The 23,109-nt window shown below is 42.9% G+C and carries 20 protein-coding genes; all 20 read right to left on the minus strand.

Annotated features, from left to right (window positions below; translation table 11 throughout):
• Positions 1–113 precede the first annotated feature (113 nt).
• Positions 114–371, minus strand: a complete 258-nt coding sequence (locus JMN17_RS05620; RefSeq protein WP_003238478.1) for a YlmC/YmxH family sporulation protein — start codon at positions 369–371, stop codon at positions 114–116.
• A 78-nt stretch (positions 372–449) separates the two neighbouring features.
• Positions 450–1,679 (minus strand): M16 family metallopeptidase, encoded by a 1,230-nt coding sequence (locus tag JMN17_RS05625; protein WP_087991639.1) that lies wholly within the window; start codon positions 1,677–1,679, stop codon positions 450–452.
• A gap of 40 nt (positions 1,680–1,719) precedes the next feature.
• The gene (locus tag JMN17_RS05630; RefSeq protein ID WP_202327672.1) at positions 1,720–2,679 is read right to left on the minus strand and encodes a polysaccharide deacetylase family protein; all 960 of its coding nucleotides are present in this window, start codon (positions 2,677–2,679) and stop codon (positions 1,720–1,722) included.
• A gap of 116 nt (positions 2,680–2,795) precedes the next feature.
• Positions 2,796–4,913: a polyribonucleotide nucleotidyltransferase gene (gene pnp, locus JMN17_RS05635; protein ID WP_202327673.1), complete on the minus strand. Its 2,118-nt coding sequence runs from the start codon at positions 4,911–4,913 to the stop codon at positions 2,796–2,798.
• Between the two features lie 173 nt (positions 4,914–5,086).
• Entirely contained in the window at positions 5,087–5,356 is a 270-nt protein-coding gene (gene rpsO, locus JMN17_RS05640; RefSeq protein WP_003154182.1) for a 30S ribosomal protein S15, read from the minus strand.
• 156 nt (positions 5,357–5,512) lie between these two features.
• The gene (ribF, locus tag JMN17_RS05645) at positions 5,513–6,463 is read right to left on the minus strand and encodes a bifunctional riboflavin kinase/FAD synthetase (RefSeq protein WP_087991636.1); all 951 of its coding nucleotides are present in this window, start codon (positions 6,461–6,463) and stop codon (positions 5,513–5,515) included.
• Between the two features lie 18 nt (positions 6,464–6,481).
• Positions 6,482–7,411 carry a tRNA pseudouridine(55) synthase TruB gene (truB, locus tag JMN17_RS05650; protein WP_087991635.1) on the minus strand — a complete coding sequence of 310 codons (930 nt, stop codon included), beginning with the start codon at positions 7,409–7,411 and terminating at the stop codon, positions 6,482–6,484.
• A gap of 82 nt (positions 7,412–7,493) precedes the next feature.
• Entirely contained in the window at positions 7,494–7,847 is a 354-nt protein-coding gene (gene rbfA / locus JMN17_RS05655; RefSeq protein WP_009967251.1) for a 30S ribosome-binding factor RbfA, read from the minus strand.
• A 16-nt stretch (positions 7,848–7,863) separates the two neighbouring features.
• A complete protein-coding gene (locus JMN17_RS05660; RefSeq protein ID WP_010328005.1) occupies positions 7,864–8,142 on the minus strand; it encodes a DUF503 domain-containing protein in 279 nt (92 codons plus the stop codon).
• Positions 8,139–10,286, minus strand: coding sequence for a translation initiation factor IF-2 (gene infB / locus JMN17_RS05665; protein WP_087991634.1), 2,148 nt, complete (start codon positions 10,284–10,286; stop codon positions 8,139–8,141). The genes JMN17_RS05660 and infB overlap by 4 nt, the downstream gene beginning before the upstream one ends.
• A 19-nt stretch (positions 10,287–10,305) precedes the next feature.
• Complete coding sequence (locus tag JMN17_RS05670; protein WP_087991633.1) at positions 10,306–10,608, minus strand: YlxQ family RNA-binding protein; 303 nt, start codon at positions 10,606–10,608, stop codon at positions 10,306–10,308.
• Between the two features lies 1 nt (position 10,609).
• On the minus strand, positions 10,610–10,885 hold the full coding sequence (gene rulR, locus JMN17_RS05675; RefSeq protein ID WP_010334283.1) for a glucose-induced regulator RulR: 276 nt from the start codon (positions 10,883–10,885) through the stop codon (positions 10,610–10,612).
• A 13-nt stretch (positions 10,886–10,898) separates the two neighbouring features.
• Positions 10,899–12,017: a transcription termination factor NusA gene (nusA, locus tag JMN17_RS05680; RefSeq protein WP_087991632.1), complete on the minus strand. Its 1,119-nt coding sequence runs from the start codon at positions 12,015–12,017 to the stop codon at positions 10,899–10,901.
• Between the two features lie 34 nt (positions 12,018–12,051).
• Positions 12,052–12,522 carry a ribosome maturation factor RimP gene (gene rimP / locus JMN17_RS05685; protein WP_202327674.1) on the minus strand — a complete coding sequence of 157 codons (471 nt, stop codon included), beginning with the start codon at positions 12,520–12,522 and terminating at the stop codon, positions 12,052–12,054.
• A 327-nt stretch (positions 12,523–12,849) separates the two neighbouring features.
• Positions 12,850–17,163 carry a PolC-type DNA polymerase III gene (locus tag JMN17_RS05690; RefSeq protein WP_087991631.1) on the minus strand — a complete coding sequence of 1,438 codons (4,314 nt, stop codon included), beginning with the start codon at positions 17,161–17,163 and terminating at the stop codon, positions 12,850–12,852.
• Between the two features lie 109 nt (positions 17,164–17,272).
• Entirely contained in the window at positions 17,273–18,967 is a 1,695-nt protein-coding gene (gene proS, locus JMN17_RS05695; protein ID WP_087991630.1) for a proline--tRNA ligase, read from the minus strand.
• A gap of 32 nt (positions 18,968–18,999) precedes the next feature.
• On the minus strand, positions 19,000–20,268 hold the full coding sequence (gene rseP / locus JMN17_RS05700) for an RIP metalloprotease RseP (RefSeq protein WP_087991629.1): 1,269 nt from the start codon (positions 20,266–20,268) through the stop codon (positions 19,000–19,002).
• Positions 20,269–20,274: 6 nt separating this feature from the next.
• The gene (dxr, locus tag JMN17_RS05705) at positions 20,275–21,426 is read right to left on the minus strand and encodes a 1-deoxy-D-xylulose-5-phosphate reductoisomerase (protein ID WP_087991628.1); all 1,152 of its coding nucleotides are present in this window, start codon (positions 21,424–21,426) and stop codon (positions 20,275–20,277) included.
• Between the two features lie 60 nt (positions 21,427–21,486).
• Positions 21,487–22,296: a phosphatidate cytidylyltransferase gene (cdsA, locus tag JMN17_RS05710; RefSeq protein WP_087991627.1), complete on the minus strand. Its 810-nt coding sequence runs from the start codon at positions 22,294–22,296 to the stop codon at positions 21,487–21,489.
• A gap of 3 nt (positions 22,297–22,299) precedes the next feature.
• Complete coding sequence (locus JMN17_RS05715) at positions 22,300–23,082, minus strand: isoprenyl transferase (RefSeq protein ID WP_087991626.1); 783 nt, start codon at positions 23,080–23,082, stop codon at positions 22,300–22,302.
• Positions 23,083–23,109: the final 27 nt, after the last annotated feature.

Here is a 23,109-nt window from a genome sequence, read left to right on the forward strand (position 1 = left end):
AATTACCGGTGAATTAAAAAGCGCTTTTTTCATAGAAAAAAACACCGGCTGCCGAAGCCGATGTTTCATAAGTTTACTTTGGAGCCCGCACTATATTCTTTTGGGCTTTTTTCTTACTCTTGCCGAGGAGACATTTCCTCAGGCACGTCTAATATGATCATATCTGATCCGATTTTTTGAATATGATGCCAGGGGACACGAATGTCTTGACCGTGTTTTCTCAAACCAAACCACTTAACTGTCGGAATGAGGAGTGCCGTAATCTGTCCATCCTGTTCATTGATTTCTAAATCGGTCTGGCCGAGTACTCCCAGCCGTTCAGCTCTTTTGATGTCTACAATTTCCTTTCCTGATAATTCACTGAGCCGCATGTCTGTCACCCCCTTGTACTATGTATGATTAAAGGAATTAAAAAATGCCTGCTCCGTTATGGGGCAGGCTTTTTCTTTTTAATATGGCATATTGCCGGAGGGGCTGATGAGTGCCAGTGCATAATCTTCAGTAAACAGTTGTCTGGCAAGGCCGTTGACTCGCTCTAAGTTTACAGCGTTTAATTCCTTGATGATCTCATCTAAAGTTTTATGTTTGCCGAGCAGCAGTTCATTTTTTCCATTTCGGCTCATTTTGCTGTTTGTGCTTTCTAAGCTCAGCATCAAGCTTCCCTTCATTTGCTCTTTGCTGTTTTCCAACTCTTTAGAGGTAATACCTTCGCGTTTTAATGTAGCAAGGGTTTCTTGAATTGTTTCTGACAGCTGCTGAAGCTGATTTGCACCGGTCCCGCCGTAAATGGTAAGCATACCGCTGTCCTCATAAGAGCTGTGATAGCTGTAAACAGAATAAGCGAGCCCTTTATCTTCACGGACATCCTGGAACAGGCGGCTACTCATGCTGCCTCCGAGCACATTATTCAGGACGATTAAATCATAAATGCGTTCATGGCCAACCTCAAGGCCTTTAAAGCCAAGGCATAAATGAGCCTGCTCTGTTTCTTTTTTTCTCGTCAGTTTTTCCGTGTAGAACTCGGGCTTCGCGAGGCCTGTCGCTTTGCCTTTGGCCTCGTATGACCCGAACCATTTCTCTACATCTTTGATAAAACTGTCAGATATATTACCCGCTACCGAAATGACCACTCGGTCCGGTGTATAATAATCATGCATGTATTGTCTGAGAGAGTCGCCGTTGAAGGAAGCAAGCGTTTCTTCCGTACCAAGAATAGGATAGCCTAAAGAATGATTGCCGTAAGTGGCTTTGCTCAGTAAATCATGCACAATGTCGTCCGGCGCATCTTCGTACATTTTAATCTCTTCATATACTACATTTTTTTCTTTTTTCAGCTCGTTTTCATCAAACGTTGAATGAAAAAACATATCTGCTAATACGTCCAGTGCGTAATTTGCATGCTCGTCAAGGACCTTTGCATAGTAGCAGGTATATTCCTTTGAGGTAAACGCATTGACCTGACCGCCAATACGATCAAAAGATTCTGCTATCTCTCGTGCAGATCTTGTGCTCGTCCCTTTAAAGAACATGTGCTCTAAAAAGTGAGAAATCCCGTTTATCTCCGGCTTTTCGTGCCGCGAACCGGTGCCGATCCACACGCCGATCGCAACAGAACGGACTGTCGGGTTATTTTCCAGCACAACTCTTACACCATTTTGACACGTATATCGTTTAATCAAATTTTGTTCCTCCTATTCAAAGACAAGCTGCCTGCATCTGTTACTTCAACAGTCTTGTTTCATCCATTAGTTCGGTGACTGTTCCAAGCGCGTATCCTTTATCTTTTATCTTTGTAATCAGCGCTTCAAGACTTTCAGCCGTAGGGTCAGTCGGATGCATTAAAATCATGGCACCATTATGTATCTTGCTTAACACTCTCGTTTGAAGCACAGACGGAGACGGTTTTTGCCAATCGATCGTATCAACTGTCCACATGACTGTTCCCATCTGTTTCTCAGCTGCAATGTCGACGACCGCTTTTCTAAAACTTCCGCTCGGCGGAGCAAACCACTTCGGCTTAACACCGAGCGTTTTTTCTATTTGCTCATTTGTCTTGTCGAGCTGCTCGGAAATTCTTCCTGTAGTCAGTTTGCTCATATCCGGATGATTGTATGAATGATTTCCGATTTCATGTCCTTCTTCCGCAATCTTTTTAGCAAGCTGTTCATTTTTCCTCACCCAATTGCCTTCTAAAAAGAACGTAGCCTTGACCTGATGCTTTTGCAGAACAGGGAGCATTTTTTCTAAATATTCATTTCCCCATGCCACATTGACTAAAAAAGCCACCATCGGTTTGTCAGGATTTCCTTTATAAATAGGCTCAGGCTGAAGAGACTCAAGATGAATGTTTGGTTTTACTTGCCTGTACACCAAATCGTTTTCCCGAAACTCGCCGTGCTTTTTCATTTTTTTATATGATTTTTCAATATTGACCATCAACCCATTGTAACCGGGAATGCTTTTCCAGACCTTATCTACTCTGGCATCCTGGGGCCTAACTTCATATTCCGGCGCTTTTTGAAGCAATTCTTCATATAGCGGGTCTTTGGACGCCGTGACAGTCACCGTATCTTTTTTCATTGCCCCTATATAATCAAGTGTGTGCGGATTTTTCATCATCTCAAATGAGACAAAAAAAAGAAATAGAAAAACGGCAAACGGCACAAATTTTTTGTACATGTTCTGTCCCCCCTCACCTCACATTATGAAGGATAAGGACAAGGTAGAACCTGCCTGCATTTTAAAAGCTTCAAAATAAAGAAGCCGGGTCTCCCAGGCTCCTTTTATGTTTTCATTTAAGATTGTTGTTCTTCTTTTTCTTTCTCTTCACGGAGCACCGCTTTACGGGACAAATTGACTCGTCCTTGTTTATCAATTTCAGTGACCTTGACAAGAATCTCGTCCCCGATTTTCACAACATCTTCAACTTTTCCTACGCGTTCAAGCGCAAGCTCTGAAATGTGCACCAAACCGTCTTTTCCGCTGAAAATTTCAACGAAAGCTCCGAATTTTTCAATTCGTTTCACTTTACCTAGGTAAAGCTGGCCGACTTCAACCTCTCTGACAAGGTCTTCAATGATTTTTTTCGCTTCTTGGTTGCTGCTTTCAACTGTTGAAGAAATAAAGATGGTGCCGTCCTGTTCAATATCAATTTTAACACCGGTTTCTTCGATGATTTTATTGATTTGTTTTCCGCTTGGCCCGATGACATCGCGGATCTTATCAGGATTAATGGCCATTGTTAAAATCTTAGGTGCATATTGAGAAAGCTCTTTTCTTGATTCGCTTAATGTCGCAAGCATGCTATTGAGAATTTCCATTCTTCCTTTTTTCGCCTGCTGAAGCGCTTCTTCAAGAATCTCTCTGGAAAGTCCTTCGATTTTAATGTCCATTTGCAGCGCCGTGACGCCTTTTTCAGTTCCGGCTACTTTAAAGTCCATATCTCCAAGCGCGTCTTCCATGCCTTGGATGTCAGTCAGAACAGTGTAATGTTCGCCTGATTTGACAAGACCCATCGCAATACCCGCAACTGGGGCTTTAATTGGTACACCGGCATCCATCATTGCAAGTGTGCTTGCGCAAATACTTGCTTGAGACGTAGAACCATTTGATTCAAGCACTTCTGATACAAGACGGACAGTGTAAGGGAAGTCTTTTTCAGACGGAATAACTGGCTCAAGCGCACGCTCACCCAGTGCTCCATGTCCGATTTCACGGCGTCCCGGTCCGCGCATTGGCCCTGTTTCCCCAACGCTGAATTGCGGGAAGTTGTAGTGATGCATAAACCGTTTCGACTCTTCGACACCTAAGCCGTCAAGGATTTGCACATCTCCAAGAGCGCCTAGCGTACATACGCTGAGAGCCTGTGTTTGTCCCCTTGTAAACAGCCCTGATCCATGAGTTCTTGACAAGATGCCGACCTCAGAAGAAAGCGGGCGGATTTGATCGACACCGCGGCCGTCCGGTCTTACTTTCTCTTCAGTAATCAACCGGCGCACTTCATTTTTCACCAGCTTGGATAAAGTCTGCTTCACTTTCTTGATTGTGTCTTCATCATGCTCTTCATCCTCGAATTTCGCCACAACTGCTTTTTTCACTTCATTAATGGCATCTTCGCGGGCATGCTTTTCATGAACCTGGATGGCTTTCAGCAAATCTTCTTCTGCTAAAGCTTTTACTTTTTCACTAAGCTCTTCATCAATTTCATAGAGCGCAATTTCTGATTTTTCTTTGCCGACTGCTGCTACAATTTCTTCTTGGAATGCAATCAGGCGTTTAATTTCTTCATGGCCGAACATAATGGCTTCAAGCATGGTTTCCTCAGGAACTTCATCCGCTCCCGCTTCTACCATGTTAATGGCATCTTTCGTGCCGGCAACGACAAGATTGATATCGCTTTTCTCAAGCTGATCGACTGTCGGGTTAATGATAAATTCATCATTAATGCGTCCGACAGTAACCCCTGCAATCGGTCCTTCAAACGGAATATCCGATACAGAAAGAGCCAGAGATGAACCGAACATAGCGGCCATTTCAGAAGAGCAGTTTTGGTCAACACTCATGACAATGCTGATGACTTGAACTTCATTACGGAATCCATCAGCAAACAAAGGACGGATCGGACGGTCGATTAAACGGCTGGCAAGAACCGCTTTTTCACTTGGACGCCCTTCTCTTTTAATAAATCCGCCCGGAATTTTCCCTACCGCATATAATCTTTCCTCATAATTTACAGTAAGCGGGAAGAAATCAAGTGGTTTTGGTTCTTTTGAAGCGGTTGCTGTACTAAGCACTGCTGTATCACCGTAACGGATCATAACAGCACCGTTTGCCTGTTTGGCAAGCTGGCCGGTTTCAACGGTAAGCGTTCTTCCGGCCCAATCTATGGTAAAGACATGTTTTTCTTGTCCCATACGATTACGAACTCCTCTCTTCGTTGTGTGAAATAATCAATTACTCCTATTATGAACGAAATGAATTGAACATATCAATGTCAAAGTAGTATGTAAAAGGATTTCAATGATTTGTTATAAGAAATTTTCGCTTTAATACGATAAAAAAGCGGGAATCCTCCCGCTTTTTACGATTATCGACGTAAGCCTAGTTTGTTAATTAACTCACGATAACGAGTTACGTCTTTATTACGTAGATACGTAAGAAGATTACGACGCTTACCTACCATTTTAAGAAGACCGCGACGTGAATGGTGGTCTTTCTTATGAGTACGTAAATGCTCGTTCAAATTGTTAATTGAGTCAGTTAGGATAGCGATCTGAACTTCTGGAGATCCAGTATCAGATTCGTGTGTTTTGAACTCACTGATGAGTTGGTTTTTACGCTCTTGAGTAATTGCCATCCTGTTTCACCTCCAAATCATATTTAGCCCCAGTTACCTAGCAACCGTCGGTGACTTCGGATTGCCAAGCAATGGTTTTAAGACTACGCAAACTATCATACTAAAAATCGCGCCTATATGCAAATATTTTAAAATGAAATTTGTGTACATTGCATGTTATTTCCGCAAATTGCTGAAATAACGGATGGCTTCCTGCTTGTCTTTCTCAATTTGCTCTGTTAATTCTTTGATGCCATTGAATTTCCGCTCGCTCCGAATCCGTTTATACCACTCAATTTTTATAGCGGCTCCGTATACCTCTTGATCAAAATCAAACAGATGGACTTCGATTGAAGGCTGCTCCGGGCGTTTTTCATAAAATGTCGGCTTATAGCCGATATTGCAAACGCCGTTGTAGACTTCGCCGTTCACTTCCGCTTTTACGGCATATACACCCGTCGGCGGAACGATATAGCTGTTATTTAAACCGACATTTGCTGTCGGAAACCCGATGGTCCGCCCTCTTTTATCACCGTGAATGACAATTCCTTTTATAAAATAAGGCTGTCCAAGCAAGACATTCGCCAATTCAACGTCTCCGTTTTGAAGCGCGGTACGGATATACGAGGAACTGATTTTTTTATCTTGTTCCGTTAATTTTTCTACCATTGTGCACTCAGCTTCTCCATCTAAATCATGCGGCATGGTCTCCATTGTTCCCTTACCGTATTTGCCGTACGTAAAGTCAAAGCCCGCAACAGCGTGCTGTACATTAAGACCGACAATATACTGGCCTGCAAACTGCTTAGGAGAAAGAGAAGCAAATGCTTCATTAAATTTAACGACATACAGAATCTCTGTGCCTAATTGTTCAATTTGGTTTATTTTATCTTCCAGAGGCGTAATCAGATCCTTTGGCTCCTGATTCCTCCTCAATACATGGGAAGGATGAGGATGAAAGGTCATCACAGCTAACGCCAGGCCCTTTTCTTCAGCTATCTGCTTCGCTGTGCCGATTACCTTTTGATGCCCTAGATGAACGCCGTCAAAATACCCTAACGCCATCACAGACTTTGCCTGCTCCTCTTTGATTAAATGATGAGGATGTGTAATATGTATCGTCTTCACAGAACGGTCACCTTTTTTCTATTGTTCGCTTTTTTGCAGCAATACTTTTGCCGGCTTTAACAGCCCTTTTTTTGTAGGATGGGGAAAATAGATCGCCAAACAACTTCCAGATTCCGTAAAGACAGCAATGCGGTCTTCGCTTGTCATCTCAGAAAACTGCTCGGGCGTCTCAAGCAAAGCCCCATTTTCTACTTTCTTAGCTAATGTATCACTTATGATCCATTTCGGCAAATGATTGAGCGCGCCTTCAATAGGAACTGTATGCTCTCCCACGGTCCCGGACTGAGCCTGTGTTTCCAGTTCATCAAAGGTAAAGCATTCGTCGAGAGAGAAGTCTCCGGATGCCGTACGGATTAAATGAGACATATGAGCCGGATATCCGAGTTTTTCTCCGATCATGACCGCCAGCGTCCTTACATAGGTCCCTTTGGAGCATGTCACTGTAAACCGAAAGCTTGCCGTTTCTCCATTATGTTTAATCTCTGTCGTCAGGGCAATGTCTTCAATAGTAATCATACGTTTTGGACGTTCTACCTGAATACCTGCTCTTGCGTACTCGTATAATTTTTTGCCGTTTACTTTGACAGCGGAATACATGGGAGGAATTTGCTCTTGTTTACCCTTTAAGCTATTTAAAACTTTTACTGCATCTGCTTTATCAATGGCTTGATTGACAGGCTTAGTTTCAACCCTTTCGCCAGTCTGATCCTCTGTTGTCGTTGAAAAGCCAAGTGTTATTTCCGCATCATATGTTTTAGACTTTTCAGTCAAGTATTCGACTATTTTTGTCGCCCTTCCCACACAAATCGGAAGTACACCTGACACTTCTGGATCGAGTGTTCCCGTATGTCCTACTTTTTTTGTTTTTAACAGTTTTCGGATCTTCATGACACAGTCGTGCGATGTCATGCCAACCGGTTTATGTAAAAGGAGAACTCCGTTAACCATTGTCTTTCACTCCTTCTTTTGGTTTTTTCTCTTTAAAACGAAGAAAAGAGGACAGACGATATACGCCTATCCTCTCCATTTTTTATTCAGATGGTTTCTCTGAATGTAATTCGTGAATCAGCGTTTCGATTCGATTTCCGTAATCGATTGATTCATCGAACTCAAATTCAATTTCAGGCGTTTTTCGAAGTCTGATGCGGCTGCCGATTTCAGATCGGATAAATCCTTTCGCCTTTGCCAGCCCTTTCAGCGCTTCCTCCCGTTTTTTCTCGTCGCCGAGAACCGAGATATACACCTTTGCAATTTGCAAATCACCTGATACACGTACATCCGTTACTGTCAGAAAACCTATTCTCGGATCTTTCAGCTTGCGGCTGATAATATCACCGAGTTCTTTTTTCATTTGCTCGCCGACACGGTTTGCTCTCATACTCAATTCAATCACCTCTAAGTTAAAACCACTCTGTCCTAGTGATCGTCCGTTCAATTTCAGGAAAAGAATCGATAAACGCTAGGACGCGCTGCAGCTCTTTTTCTGTTTGAACGCGAGAGGAAGAAACAGCGGCGATTCCGAAGCTGGTCCTTTGCCATGTGTCCTGATAGTCAATCTCCGAAATCGAAACATTGAACTTGTTTTGAACCCTGGTTAAAACCCGCTTCAGAACGGCACGCTTTTCTTTTAGCGATCCTGCATCATAAATGATGCATTCACATTCCGCAAATCCGATCACTTTCTTTCAATTTCTTGCATGACATAAGCTTCCAGGATGTCACCTTCGCGAATGTCATTGTATTTCTTAATTGTAATACCACATTCATAGCCTTGTGAAACTTCTTTCACATCGTCTTTAAAACGTTTCAAAACGTCTACTTCGCCTTCGAAGATGACGACGCCGTCACGAATTAAACGGAGGCCGCTGTCGCGCGTAATGGTTCCTTCAGTAACATATCCGCCGGCAATTGTACCTATTTTAGATACTTTGAATGTTTGGCGTACTTCTACTTGGCCAATTACTTTTTCTTCATATTCAGGATCAAGCATACCTTTCATGGCAGCTTCAATCTCGTCGATTACTTTGTAAATGATACGGTGAAGACGAATATCTACATTTTCAGCTTCAGCCGTACTCTTAGCATTTCCGTCCGGTCTCACATTAAACCCGATAACTATTGCATTGGAAGCAGATGCCAAGATAATGTCAGATTCAGTAATTGCACCAACGCCTGTGTGGATGATTTTCACTTTAACGCCTTCTACTTCAATTTTTTGAAGTGCGGCCGTTAAGGCTTCAGCAGATCCTTGAACATCAGCTTTTACGATGAGGTTAATGTCTTTTACATCACCTTGTTTAATTTGCTCGAATAAATCATCAAGACTGAGTTTCGCTTTATCGCTGCGCTGCTCTTCAAGCTGTTTCGAAGCACGGGCTTCCCCGACAGAACGAGCTGTTTTTTCATCCTTAAAGACAAGGAATTGGTCTCCAGCTTGAGGGACATCGTTCAAACCGGTAATTTCAACCGGAGTTGACGGGCCGGCAGTTTTTACACGGCGTCCAATATCGTTGACCATGGCACGGACACGGCCAAATGTATTGCCAACTACGATAGGATCACCGACATTCAGTGTCCCAGTCTGTACGAGCAATGTCGCAACTGACCCTCTGCCTTTATCAAGTTCCGCTTCAATAACCGTTCCTTTTGCCTGGCGTTTCGGATTCGCTTTCAATTCCTCTACTTCACTGACAAGCAAAATCATTTCAACGAGTTCATCAATGCCTTTTCCGGTTAAAGCGGAAAGCGGAACAAAAATGGTTTCTCCGCCCCAAGCTTCAGGGACAAGTCCGTATTCCGTCAGTTCCTGCATCACACGGTCAGGATTTGCGGATTCTTTATCAACTTTATTCACAGCAACGATAATTGGAACCTCAGCTGCTTTTGCATGGTTAATCGCTTCTACAGTTTGCGGCATTACACCGTCATCTGCAGCCACAACGAGAATCGTAATATCAGTTACTTCTGCACCGCGTGCACGCATTGTCGTAAATGCGGCGTGGCCCGGAGTATCCAAGAACGTAATTTTCTTGCCGTTCTCTTCAATTTGGTAAGCACCGATATGCTGGGTGATTCCGCCTGCTTCTCCTTCAACAACCTTCGTTTTACGGATGCTGTCAAGAAGCGTCGTTTTCCCATGGTCAACGTGACCCATGATCGTCACGACAGGAGGACGAATTTCAAGATCCTCTTCTTTATCAGGCTCTTCATATTTTTCCAGTTCTGTTTCTTCAAGCACAATGACTTCTTCTGTTTCTACACCATATTCTGATGCAATGAGTTCGATTGTATCTTTATCAAGCTCTTGGTTAATGGTTGCCATTACGCCAAGAAGCATCAGCTTTTTAATGAGTTCTGAAGGCTCTTTGCCAAGCTCCTCAGCCAATGCGCCGACTGTTAAAGTGCCGGAGAATGTAATTTTCTCAGGAAGCTCTTTTTTCGGCTTTACAGGCTTTTGCTGATATTGATTCTTATTGTTGTTGTTGCGTTTATTTTTTTTGTTGTTGTTATTCTTCTTGTTTTTGTTAAATTGATTATTCTGCACGTCATTCTTCTTTCCGTCTCGAATTTTATTTGGTTGATTTCCAGCAGATTGCTGATTAACCCCTTGCGTCTGTTTGTTTTTGTTCGTTTCTGCAGGCTTTTGAGATTTAACGGCTGCGCCGCCTTTTTTATATTTGGCATCAAGCTGTTTAATAGCCTTTTCTTCAAGCATGGCCATGTGATTATTCACTTCTAAATTCATGTTTTTCAGTGCGGTCAAAATTTCCTTACTTGAAACATTTAATGCTTTTGCATATTCGTATACTCTCATTTTAGCCATTCGTTCACCCCCAAAAATATTAATCGAGCAAGCTGATCAGCTTATTCGCAAAACCTTGGTCAGTGACGGCGACAACGACACGGGCTTCTTTACCGATAGAGCGTCCAAGAACCGCGCGACTCTCGACTTTTTTATAAGGGACTTTATAATAGCTGCACTTGTCGGTTACTTTTTTCGCTGTGTTAGATGATGCATCCTCTGTAAGCAGGACAAGCTTTGCACGCGCATTCCTGATTTCTTTAATTACCAAGTCCTCGCCTGACACGACCTTACGAGCTCGATTGGCCAGACCCAGCAAGGGAAACCATTCCATTCCAGACATTTTATTTTTTCACCTTTTCCGCCAGCTCTAGCAATTCTTCGAAAATCTGGTCATCGATTTGTGATTGAAATTGATTTTGTAAAGTGTTTTTCTTTTTTGCTGCTAAAATGCACTCTTTATCCAGCGTTAAATAAGCACCCCGCCCGTTCTTCTTTCCGGTCGGGTCTACTGAGATTTCGCCTTCTTTCGAACGTACAACTCGGATCAATTCTTTTTTAGGCTTCATTTCACCAGTCACTACACATTTGCGTAACGGGATCTTCTTGTGTTTATTCACCTAAGGCCACCTCTTATTCATCCGTTTCAGCAGTTTCAGGCTCCGTAAAAAGCGGCTCATCGTCGTCTGCTTCAAGTTCTCTCGGATAGATTCCAAGTTCTCTTGCGTCCGTTTCGCTCTTAATATCAATCTTCCAGCCTGTCAGTTTAGCAGCTAAGCGTGCGTTTTGTCCTCTTTTGCCAATCGCCAGAGACAGCTGGTAATCAGGGACAATAACAGTTGTCGCTTTTTCTTCCTCATTAACGATGACTTCCAGCACTTTCGAAGGACTGAGTGCATTTGCGACAAATTCTACAGGATCACTGGACCAGTTGACAATGTCAATTTTTTCACCTTTTAATTCATTGACGATCGCCTGAACACGCTGGCCTTTAGGGCCTACGCATGAGCCGACAGGATCCACGTCAGGGTCGTCTGTGCGGACCGAAATTTTTGAACGGTCTCCGGCTTCTCTGGCTACAGATTTCAGCTCGACAGTTCCATCATAAATTTCAGGCACTTCGATTTCAAACAAACGCTTTAACAGGCCTGGGTGTGTTCTTGACACATAAATCTGCGGGCCCTTCGTCGTTTTTTCTACTTTTGTGATAAATACCTTAATGCGGTCATGAGGCTTGTAGCTTTCATTTGGCATTTGCTCATTAACCGGCAGCAAGGCTTCTATTTTGCCTAAAGACACGTAGATAAACTTATTGTCCAGACGCTGGACGATACCTGTCATGATGTCTTCTTCACGGTCGATAAATTCAGAATAAATCACACCGCGCTCAGCTTCGCGCACACGCTGTGTGACGACCTGCTTCGCTGTTTGAGCAGCTATGCGCCCAAAATCCTTAGGCGTTACTTCGATTTCGACAACATCGCCGACCATATATTCCGGATGGATGCCCTGCGCCTCTTCAATAGAGATCTCCAGTCTTTGGTCGTATACTTCGTCAACGACATCTTTTCTTGCAAATACACGGATGGAGCCTGTTTCACGGTTTAAATCCACTCGTACATTTTGCGCTTGATTAAAATTCCGCTTATAAGCAGAAATTAACGCAGCTTCGATTGCTTCAATGATAATTTCTTTACTGATGCCTTTTTCTTTTTCAAGAATCGTGAGAGCATCTAATAATTCACTGCTCATTTAACGGTCTCCCCCCTTAAAGCATTTGTATTCATTAGAACGTAACAGCTAATCGTGCATTAGCTATCTTTTCATACGGAATATTGATCCGTTTCTTTCTTGTTTTGATCGTGATCTCAACTGTCACTGTTTGTCCATCAAATTCAGCCAGTTCACCTTCAAACACTTTTACGCCATCAATAGGCTCATACGTCTTAATGTACACATTTTTCCCAAGTGATTTTTCAAAATCGGCTTTTTTCTTTAGCGGACGCTCAGCTCCTGGAGATGAGACTTCAAGAAAGTAATTTTGGCTGATTGGGTCTGCATCATCAAGCTTTTCGCTTAAAGCTTCGCTTACTTTGGCACATTCCTCAATATCCACACCGTCATCGGAATCAATAAACACGCGAAGGAACCAGCTTTGACCCTCTTTGACAAATTCAATGTCAACGAGTTCCAGCTGAAGGCTGTCTACGATTGGCTGAGCCATCTCTTGAACGGTGTCAGTCACTTTTTTGCTCATGTTCTTCCTCCTTGTGCTGTCGATCTCATGTTCGTCTCGTCACTCTGCATAAAAACCCTGCTTCAAAAGAGCAGGGGCTTAAAAGTAAACGATGAACATGTCGAGACAAAATTCTCCTGTTCAATACAAAAGAGCGGGTTTCCCCACTCTTTGCCTCGGTAATCGTTAGCATTTCCAATAAAACTATACCATAACCATATTTTTATTGCAAATGGATATACACTTAACTTCACCTAAGCAAATGACAGAGACTCTAATGTTACAATGTCACTTTTTGCGCTTATGTATGCATAGAAGCAGAATTTCCTGAGAAATTCTGCTTCTATATTAAAACAATGACAATTGGTTTTGATCAGGCAGTGATTCCAGGCAGCCATGGCGATCTAAATACTCTAAAATCGTTTTTGACACTTTCCCTCTCTTTTGCAAATCTTCTTTAGAGAGGAATTCGCCTTCTTCACGAGCCTTTACAATATTCAGAGCAGCGTTCGTTCCTAATCCAGGAATGGAGTTAAACGGCGGGATAAGGCTGTTGCCGTCTATAATAAACTCTGCAGCGCTGGAGCGATATAAATCGACTTTTTGGAATGTATAGCCTCTCTCACACATTTCAAGCGCTAATTCTAACACAGTGAGAAGGTTTTTTTCCTTCGGTGAAGCATCAAGCCCTTTAGCGTTAATATCCTCCATTACGGCTTTGATTGCTGTAGAACCCTTGATCATTGTATCGATATCAAAGTCGTCTGCACGAACGGTAAAATAAGCCGCATAATACAAAAGCGCGTGATGCACTTTAAAGTAAGCGATGCGGACCGCCATTAATACATAAGCCGCGGCGTGGGCTTTCGGGAACATGTATTTAATCTTTTTACAAGAATCAATATACCAGTCCGGGACATTGTTATTTTTCATTTCTTCTTCCCATTCAGGCGTTAATCCTTTTCCTTTACGTACAAATTCCATGATTTTAAAGGCAAGGGATGGCTCAAGGCCTTGATAGATTAAATAAACCATAATGTCATCACGGCAGCCGATAACCTCACTCAGCTCACAAATATTATTGTGGATGAGCTCTTGTGCATTGCCGAGCCATACATCAGTTCCGTGAGATAAGCCTGAAATCTGAACGAGCTCGGAAAAAGTTGTCGGCTTTGTATCTTCAAGCATCTGCCGCACAAATCGGGTTCCGAATTCAGGAATTCCCAGAGTACCCGTTTTACAGCCGATCTGTTCTTCTGTAACACCGAGTGATTCGGTTCCCTGGAAGATTTTCATCACTTCAGGATCATCTGTTGGAATGGTTTTCGGATCAATTCCGCTTAAGTCTTGAAGCATCCGAATAACGGTCGGGTCATCGTGTCCGAGAATATCGAGTTTTAACAGGTTGTCATGGATGGAGTGGAAATCAAAATGAGTGGTTTTCCACTCTGAACCTGTGGCGTCCGCCGGAAACTGAATTGGTGAAAAATCATAAATGTCCATATAATCCGGGACAACGATAATACCCCCAGGGTGCTGTCCGGTCGTACGTTTAACACCTGTACATCCCTGTACGAGCCGATCTATTTCGGCCCCGCGCATGTGGAGATTGTGGTCCCCGGCATAGCCTTTTACATATCCGTAAGCTGTTTTTTCTGCAACTGTTCCTATCGTTCCCGCACGATATACATTGTCTTCTCCGAACAATACTTTTGTGTAATTGTGTGCGTGCGGCTGATATTCCCCTGAAAAGTTCAAATCGATATCAGGTACTTTGTCCCCTTTAAATCCTAAGAATGTTTCAAACGGAATATCATGGCCGTCTTTTTTCAAAGGCGTTCCGCAATGAGGGCATATCTTGTCAGGCAGGTCAAAACCGGAACCGACAGACCCGTCATTAAAGAACTCAGAATGTTGGCACTCAGAGCATACATAATGCGGCGGCAGCGGGTTGACCTCAGTGATCTCAGTAAGCGTCGCAACTAATGAGGAGCCTACGGAACCACGGGAACCTACGAGATATCCGTCATCTAGTGAACGTTTTACAAGTTTGTGAGAGATCAAATAAATAACAGCGAAGCCATGGCCAATGATACTTTTTAATTCTTTTTCAATCCGCGCTTCCACAATTTCAGGCAACTCTTCGCCGTAAATGCTTCTTGCACGCTGATAGCTCATTTCTCTGATCTCTTCATCAGCGCCTTCGATTTTCGGTGTATACAAATCATCTTTAATTGGCTTGATGTCATCGATTAAAGAAGCAACCTTTTGGGTATTGGTGACAACGATTTCCTTCGCTTTTTCTTCGCCTAAGAAAGAAAATGCTTCAAGCATTTCGTCTGTCGTTCTGAAATGCACTTTCGGCAGTTCATGTCTGTTCAGCGGATTTGCCCCGCCTTGAGAGGATACTAAAATCTTTCTGTAGATTTTATCCTCGTCATTCAAGTAATGTACATTTCCCGTAGCAACAACCGGTTTATTTAGCTTTTCACCCAGTTTCGTGATATTCGCAATAATTTCTTTAAGCGATTTTTCATCGCGGACCAGTTCAAGTTCTAGCAAGTGACGGTACACTTCAGGCGGCTGAACTTCGAGATAATCATAGAATGACGCGACATCTTCCACCTCTTCAGGCGATTTTTGCATCATTCCTTCAAAAACCTCTCCCCTGTCACAGGCTGAACCGATCAGAAGCCCTTCCCTATATTTCTCAAGCTGAGATCTCGGGATACGAGGCACTCTGTAAAAATAATGGATATGAGAGAGTGACACAAGCTTAAATAAATTTTTAAGACCCGTGCTGTTCACAGCAAGTAATGTTGCGTGATAAGGTCTCGATCTTTGATAAGCGTTGGACTGACCCATATTTTCATTTAACTCATCATGGTACTGAATGCCTTTTTCAGCCGCGTCCTTCAGCATTTTCAGGAGCAAATAAGCCGTCGCCTCAGTATCGTAGATCGCACGGTGATGCTGTGTCAGTTCGATATCAAACTTTTTACAAAGTGTGTTCAAACGGTGGTTCTTAAATTCCGGATAGAGAAAACGGCCAAGCTCAAGCGTATCAATGACTGGGTTTTTAGCTTTTTCGACTTCAAGAAGCCTTTTATAAGCTACGTTTAAGAATCCCATATCAAAACTTGCATTGTGAGCGACAAGGATATCATCGCCGATCCATTCTCTGAAATCTCTTATTACATCTACGACATCAGGAGCGTCGCGAAGCATATCATCGGTGATGCCGGTCAGCTCTATGATTGTGGCTGAAAGCGGACGATGCGGGTTCGCAAACGCCTCAAATTTATCAATAATTTCTCCGCCTTTTACTTTTACTGCAGCCAGCTCAATAATGGTATCGTATACAGCAGACAGTCCTGTTGTCTCGACGTCAAAAACAACATATGTTTCTTCCTCAAGCAGCCGATGTGCAGCGTTATAAGCAATTGGCACGCCATCATCAACAAGATTCGCTTCCATCCCGTAAATCATTTTAATTCCATGCTTTTTTGCGGCAGAATACGCATCAGGGAAGGATTGAACGACAGCATGGTCAGTCAAAGCGATGGCCTCATGCCCCCATTTTTTTGCCTGTTCGACAAGCTTTCCGACACCCGTAACAGCATCCATTTGGCTCATTGGGGAATGCAAATGCAATTCCACTCTTTTTTCTCCTTCAGATGCAGAATCTTCACGGGTTTTTGCTTTCATTTCGTTTACGTCATTTGCGATCATGACGAGATCTCTGACAAAAGTGTCATTTTGAATGCTGCCGCGTGCTTTTACCCACATTCCTTTTTTCAGAGACTTCATCAGTGCCGCATCTTCTTTTTCACGTGCAAACATTTTGATTAAAATACTATTTGTGTAGTCTGTAATTTTGAAGATACACAGCGTACGCCCGCTTTTCAGCTCTCGTGTCTCCACATCAAACACGTAACCCTGGACCGTTATTCTCCGTTCTTCGTCCATGATGCTGTCAAGTGTCCGGATTTCTTCGTTATCTTTAATTTGATAACCGATGACAAGAGGCCCAGATGGTATTTGATCTTCATCACTTTCTTGATCTTTCTTCTCCATTTCAATCAGTGCCTGCATGGCCCGCTCTTGGTCTTCCGCAAGCTTTTGCTCCCGAAACTTTTGAACTTCTTGCTCGGATACAAAGATTTCGGCATCAAGCTGAAGATCCGGGAAACCAAATTGACGGTATCCGGCTTGAATCATAGAACTATATTTGTTCTTAAGAGCAGCCGCTTCCGTGTCCGTTTTTGTTTTGACAATCAGTTTATTGCCTTTCAATTTCGGTTTTTGCTGGTTTAAAAGACTGATAATCGGCGGTGAAATGCCTTGCAGTTCCTCAATACAGCGTGACCAGTAATCTTGTACTAGACTTTCGCTGACCTCGGCATCTTGCACTTCGATTGAAGATGTCACTTTTGCTATGTGGGCAAACGATTGCGTCAGCCTCGTTGTTAATGTGTCATATATTTGAAAAGGCAGCAAAGATTTAAATTGAAAATGAAAATGCCAAGACTTAGACGCTTTGTGTATCGCCAACTTTTTAATCTCACCATCTTCAAAGTATGTCATGAAGGTATCATCTGTCATATTAATCTGCTGCAGAAGAATTTGAAACTGCCTTCTGTTTACTGATAACTGTTCCATTAAGACAGTACCCCTCCCTAAAAACTTCATAAGTGAAGGTACCTCAGGCAAATGAGGTACCTTCTATTATTTCTATTTTAACATGTTTTTTAATAAATCGTTATGGTGATTACTGCTTGCTGATAAAAGCAGATAGTTCGTCTGCTGAAATTTCAGTTGATTCACCCGTTTTACGGATTTTCACTTCGACAATTCCTTCGTCCGCACGTTTTCCGACAGTAATGCGGATTGGAAGGCCGATGAGATCTGAATCAGCGAATTTTACACCGGCGCGCTCAGCACGATCATCATAGAGCACTCCATAGCCTTCCGCTTTTAAATCGGCATACAGCTTTTCAGCAAGCTCTCTTTGCCCATCGTTTTTCACGTTCAAAGCAAGAATATGAAGATCGTACGGCGCAACGCTTTTTGGCCATATCAATCCTTTATCGTCGTGGTGCTGTTCAGCAATAGCAGAAAGCGTTCTTGACACACCGATTCCGTAACAGCCCATCAGCATTGGCTGCGCGCGACCGTTTTCATCTAAGTATGTCGCATTCATCGCCTCTGAATAGCGTGTTCCAAGCTTAAAGACTTGTCCGACTTCGATTCCTTCTGCAAAACGGATTGTACCTTTGCCGTCTGGTGAAGGATCACCCTCTTTAATAAAACGAAGATCAGCAAATTCTTTAATTTGCGCGTCACGGTTTACGTTGACATTTTTATAGTGATGATCTCCTTCATTTGCACCGGCAACAGCATTGACCATTGCTTTCACAGCATGATCGGCATATACTTCAACATCTTGTTTGACACCGACAGGGCCGACAAAACCCGGTTCTGTTCCAAGCTGCTGAATAACCTCTTCTTGTGAGGCAAGCTCCACAACTTCTGCATGAAGCAAGTTTTTCACTTTAATCTCGTTAACTTCATGGTCCCCTCTTACAAGCACTAAGACGAAACGGTCATCTGCTTTAAACAGCACTGACTTCATGCAGGCTTCAGCGGAAACCTGTAAATACGCAGTCAGTTCTTCGATTGTTTTCACGTTAGGCGTGTGGACTTTCTCTAAAGCTTGAGGCTCTTCATCAGAAGGGACTTCTTGATAAAGAACTTCAGCCATTTCGATATTAGCCGCATACTGTGATTCATCAGAATATGCAATCGTATCCTCTCCGATTGCAGAAAGTGCCATAAACTCGTGCGTATCCTTTCCCCCCATTGCGCCTGAATCGGCGATGACAGGTCTTACATTAATGCCGCAACGGGCAAAAATATTAGAATAAGCCTCGTACATTTTTTGATACGTATTATCCAAGCTCTCTTCAGATGCATGGAAAGAATACGCATCCTTCATAATAAATTCGCGTCCTCTTAACAAACCGAAGCGGGGACGTTTTTCATCTCTGAACTTAGACTGAATTTGATACAGAGTCAGAGGGAGACGCTTATAAGATTTAACCTCATCGCGAACAAGTGAAGTGATAACTTCTTCATGCGTTGCCCCTAAAGCAAATTCACGGCCATGACGGTCTTTTAGTCTCATCAGTTCAGGACCATACGTATACCATCTGCCTGATTCCTGCCATGTCTCAGCCTGCTGCAATGCGGGCATAAGCATTTCCACGGCATCTATTTTCTCCATTTCTTCACGAACAATCTGCTGAATGTTTTGAATCACTTTATACGCAAGAGGCATATAGCTGTATACCCCGCTCGTATTCTGTCTGATAAACCCTGCTCTCAGAAGAAGCTGATGGCTTTTTGCTTCGGCATCAGCTGGAACTTCACGGAGCGTAGGAATAAGCGTCAAGCTTTGTCTCATTTCTTCGCACCTCTGATTGATTTACTTTTCGTTTACAAGAACAGCCGCTGGATATCGTTCCATGTGACAACCAGCATAAGAAGCATTAAGAAAGCTACTCCGATAAACACAACAAATGCTTCTTTTTCCCTGTTAATCGGTTTGCCCCGAATCGCTTCAATAAATAGAAATAACAACCTTCCTCCGTCAAGCGCCGGAATCGGAAGCAGGTTGACAATCCCAAGGTTAATGCTTAAAAACGCAGCAAACTGGAATAAGTTCACTAACCCTGTTTTCGCCACCTGGTCTGTCATGTCATATATGCCGACAGGACCTGACAACATATCAAGTTTAAATTGGCCTGTTACTAATTTGCTTAAGTTGGTTAAAATGGCTTTAGTGACATCAACTGTTGAAGTAGCGCCGTAAGCAACTGCTGAGAGAACGCCTTTTTCAGTCGGCGCATAGGAACCGAAACGCCCGATTGTTTTTTTGTTCTCATCTTTAACAGCTTCCGGAGTCACTGAAATATGAAGCGTTTTGTTATCTCTTTTTACTGCAACGTCCATTTCTTTTTCCGGATTTTCTTTTACAGCAGAGACAATGTCCGTCCAAGACCTCATTTTCTCTCCGTTAATGCTTTGAATATAGTCCCCTTCTTTTAGCCCCGCTTCGGCCGCCCGTCCATTGTCAGTCAGCTGCCCGAGCACAGGCTCATTTGACGGCACGCCTTGAATCAGCCCAAGCATCACTAAAATGACGTAAGCTAAAATAAAGTTCATAATCGGCCCTGCAGCAATCGCTTTAATTCGCTGCCACACAGGTTTGGAACCAAATTGGCGATTATACGGCGCAATCTGCACTTCTTCTCCGTCTACAATGAAAAAGGATGTTTCACTGACAGCAAAGCTGGAAAGTTCATCTTCTTTCCCCTGTTCATAGCCGGTGATCTTCATGTCATGCTCTAAATCCGCAGTTTCTACTTCAATGACTAAAGCATCCGGGTATTTTTCCTTTTGATTGATGATGACTTTCTCAACTTGATCGTCTTTATTAAACAGAAGCCCGACCGTGTAACCGGGTTTTACCTCAATCATTTCCGGATCTTCGCCGGCCATACGGACAAATCCGCCGACCGGAAGCAGCCTGATGGTATAAACTGTTTCATTTTTTTTGAAAGAAAAAATCTTCGGACCGAATCCGATCGCAAATTCACGGCAGAGAATTCCCGCTCTTTGGGCTAGCAATAAATGACCCAGTTCATGGAAGAAAACGAGCGTTCCGAAAATAATAATAAACGCTATAACTGTATTCACGAACATACCACCTTATGTGAGTATTGAATTGACGTATCCCCGGGTATCTTTGTCCACTTCTTGAATGTCCGCCAGGTTCGGTTTGTTCATTACCTGATGGCGGGATAGTGCCTTTTCGATACAGTCTTCAATAGCCAAAAACGGTATCTTACCGGCTAAAAAGGCAGCGACAGCTACTTCATTTGCTGCATTTAGCACTGTCGGCATTGTTCCTCCCATTTTACCTGATTCAAACGCAAATTGTAAGCATCGGAACCTGTCAAAATCAGCTTTCTCAAAATGAAGGCAGCCGATTTCCCATAATTCAAGCCTTTTGGCATCTGGTAATGGCAACCGGTCAGGATAGGTTAGGGCATATTGAATTGGAACCCTCATATCAGGAGTTCCAAGCTGTGCGATCACACTTTTGTCATGAAACTCAACCATTGAATGGATGATGCTCTCCTTATGTAAAACCACATCAATTTGTTCATATGGGATATCGAAAAGCCAATGTGCCTCGATCACCTCTAATCCCTTATTCATCATTGTAGCCGAATCGATCGTAATTTTTGCACCCATTGACCAATTCGGATGTTTTAATGCGTCCTCAACTGTTACTGATTCGAGCTCCTCCCGCGTCTTGTCCCGAAAGCTTCCGCCGGAGGCTGTAATGATGAGGCGTTCAATATTTTTTGCCTGTTCGCCTTGGAGTGCTTGAAATATTGCCGAATGCTCACTGTCAACAGGCAGCAGCGGAACATCGTATTTCTTAGCATGTTCTTTAACTATATGCCCGGCAGTGACAAGAGTTTCCTTATTTGCAAGCGCAATTGTTTTTTTCTGTTCAATTGCCTTTAACGTCGGGATAAGACCGACGCTTCCGAGCAAGGCATTGACAACAACATCGACTTCCTCCATAACTGCCGCTTCAATCAGGCCTTCTTCTCCAAGCCCGATTTGGCAATCAAATGAAAAAGAAACTTGTTTTAATTTATGATATGTATCCAGATCACCGACAGAGACAAACTTCGGCTGAAAAGCCTCTATCATCGGAACAGCCTTATCAATATTTCTGCCAAACGACATAGATACCAGCTGAAATTGATCTTGATGCGTACGCAATACGTCAAGCGTCTGTTCGCCGATCGATCCTGTTGCTCCTAAAAGACAAATATTTTTCAAAGTGCCACGACTCCTATTCTTTTTGCTGCATAATCATTCTCATATTCATATTAGACTTTTTTATGAAAAAAGAGCAAGCAGAAAGTACAAGAAAGGCATGACAAACAAGAAACTGTCAAAACGGTCCAAGATACCGCCATGACCCGGGAGAATATTCCCAGAATCCTTAACATCGTAATGTCTTTTCAAGGCGGATTCCACTAAATCTCCAAGTTGTCCGAAAATGGATAAAAACAGTGTGATCAACAGCAGATAGATATACGGGATCGGAAGATGTACAACAAGTTGAAAAATCGTCGCAAGTACAAGTGCGATGACAATTCCGCCTGCGAATCCTTCCACTGTTTTATTCGGACTGATTTCAGGCCACAGTTTTCGCTTACCGAGCGCTTTCCCGACAAAATATGCACCGGAATCAGTAGACCAAATCACAACACACGCGTAAAAAATGTATGTTAACCCAAATTGGTCAAGATTTCTGATTTCTATAAAATAATGAAAACACATTCCAATGTAAATTGCTGCAAGCGTAATAAACCCGACTTCATCAAAAGTAAAGGTGTTTTTCACCAACACTGTGTAAGTCAGCAAAAGCAGTACCGCGAACAAAGCGATTTCCACTTTTGAAATACCATCCGCCTCTAAAAACGAATACTGGCTTGGCAATAAGAACATCCACAATAATAAAAGACCGATCAAACCTGGCAGTGAAACCATTCTCAGCTTTTTCATCCGTAATAGTTCAAAAAGCGCTACACTGCCCATAGCATAAACTAATATGGTGAACGGCAATTTCCCGACAATAACCAAAAATAAAAATACAATTGCTGCCAGAACACCTGTCAAAATTCTTTGTTTCATGTCCACCATCCTCTAAATTCCGCCAAACCTCCGGCCCCTCCGCTGATACTCTCCTAACGCCTCTAAGAAGTGATCTTCTTTAAAGTCAGGCCACAGGACGTCAGTAAAGACAAATTCGCTGTAGGCAACCTGCCATAGCATAAAATTACTCAGTCTGATCTCACCGCTCGTTCGAATTAAAAGTTCAGGATCCTGCAAAGATTCAGTCATTAAATAATTAGAAAAAAGTGATTCATCAATGTCTTCAATATTCAAAGACCCTTCCTTCACTTTTTCCGCGAGTGATTTTGCAGCAGTGACAATTTCAGTACGGCCTCCATAATTGAGAGCAAAATTAAGGATCATTCCGTCGTTTTGCGCCGTATCCTGTACAGCCTTTTCAATTGCACGTAAGGTGTGCGCCGGCAGAGCCGTTTCATCTCCTATGATCCGAACCCGAACATTTTCCTCAATAAGCTCTGGAAGGTACGTATTTAAAAATTCTTCCGGAAGCTTCATTAAAAAATCGACTTCCATTTTCGGCCTCTTCCAGTTTTCTGTTGAAAATGCATACAATGTCAGTACTTTGACACCTAGTTCGTTCGCAAGCTTCGTTGTCCTTTTTACCACCTTCATCCCCTCATGGTGGCCTGCAATTCGGGGAAGAGAGCGTTTTTTAGCCCAACGGCCATTTCCATCCATAATAATGGCGATGTGTTCGGGAATTTCTCCCTTAAGTATGTCTTCTTTTGTATAACGTTCTAAGTTGGAAGCCGCAGTTTGCTGATTCTTCCAATTTTTGAGTATGTTGAGCATGAGATTCCTCCGTCACCCAAAAAGGTT

The organism is Bacillus sp. RHFS10 (genome assembly GCF_016757475.1).
GTDB lineage: Bacteria > Bacillota > Bacilli > Bacillales > Bacillaceae > Bacillus > Bacillus subtilis_G.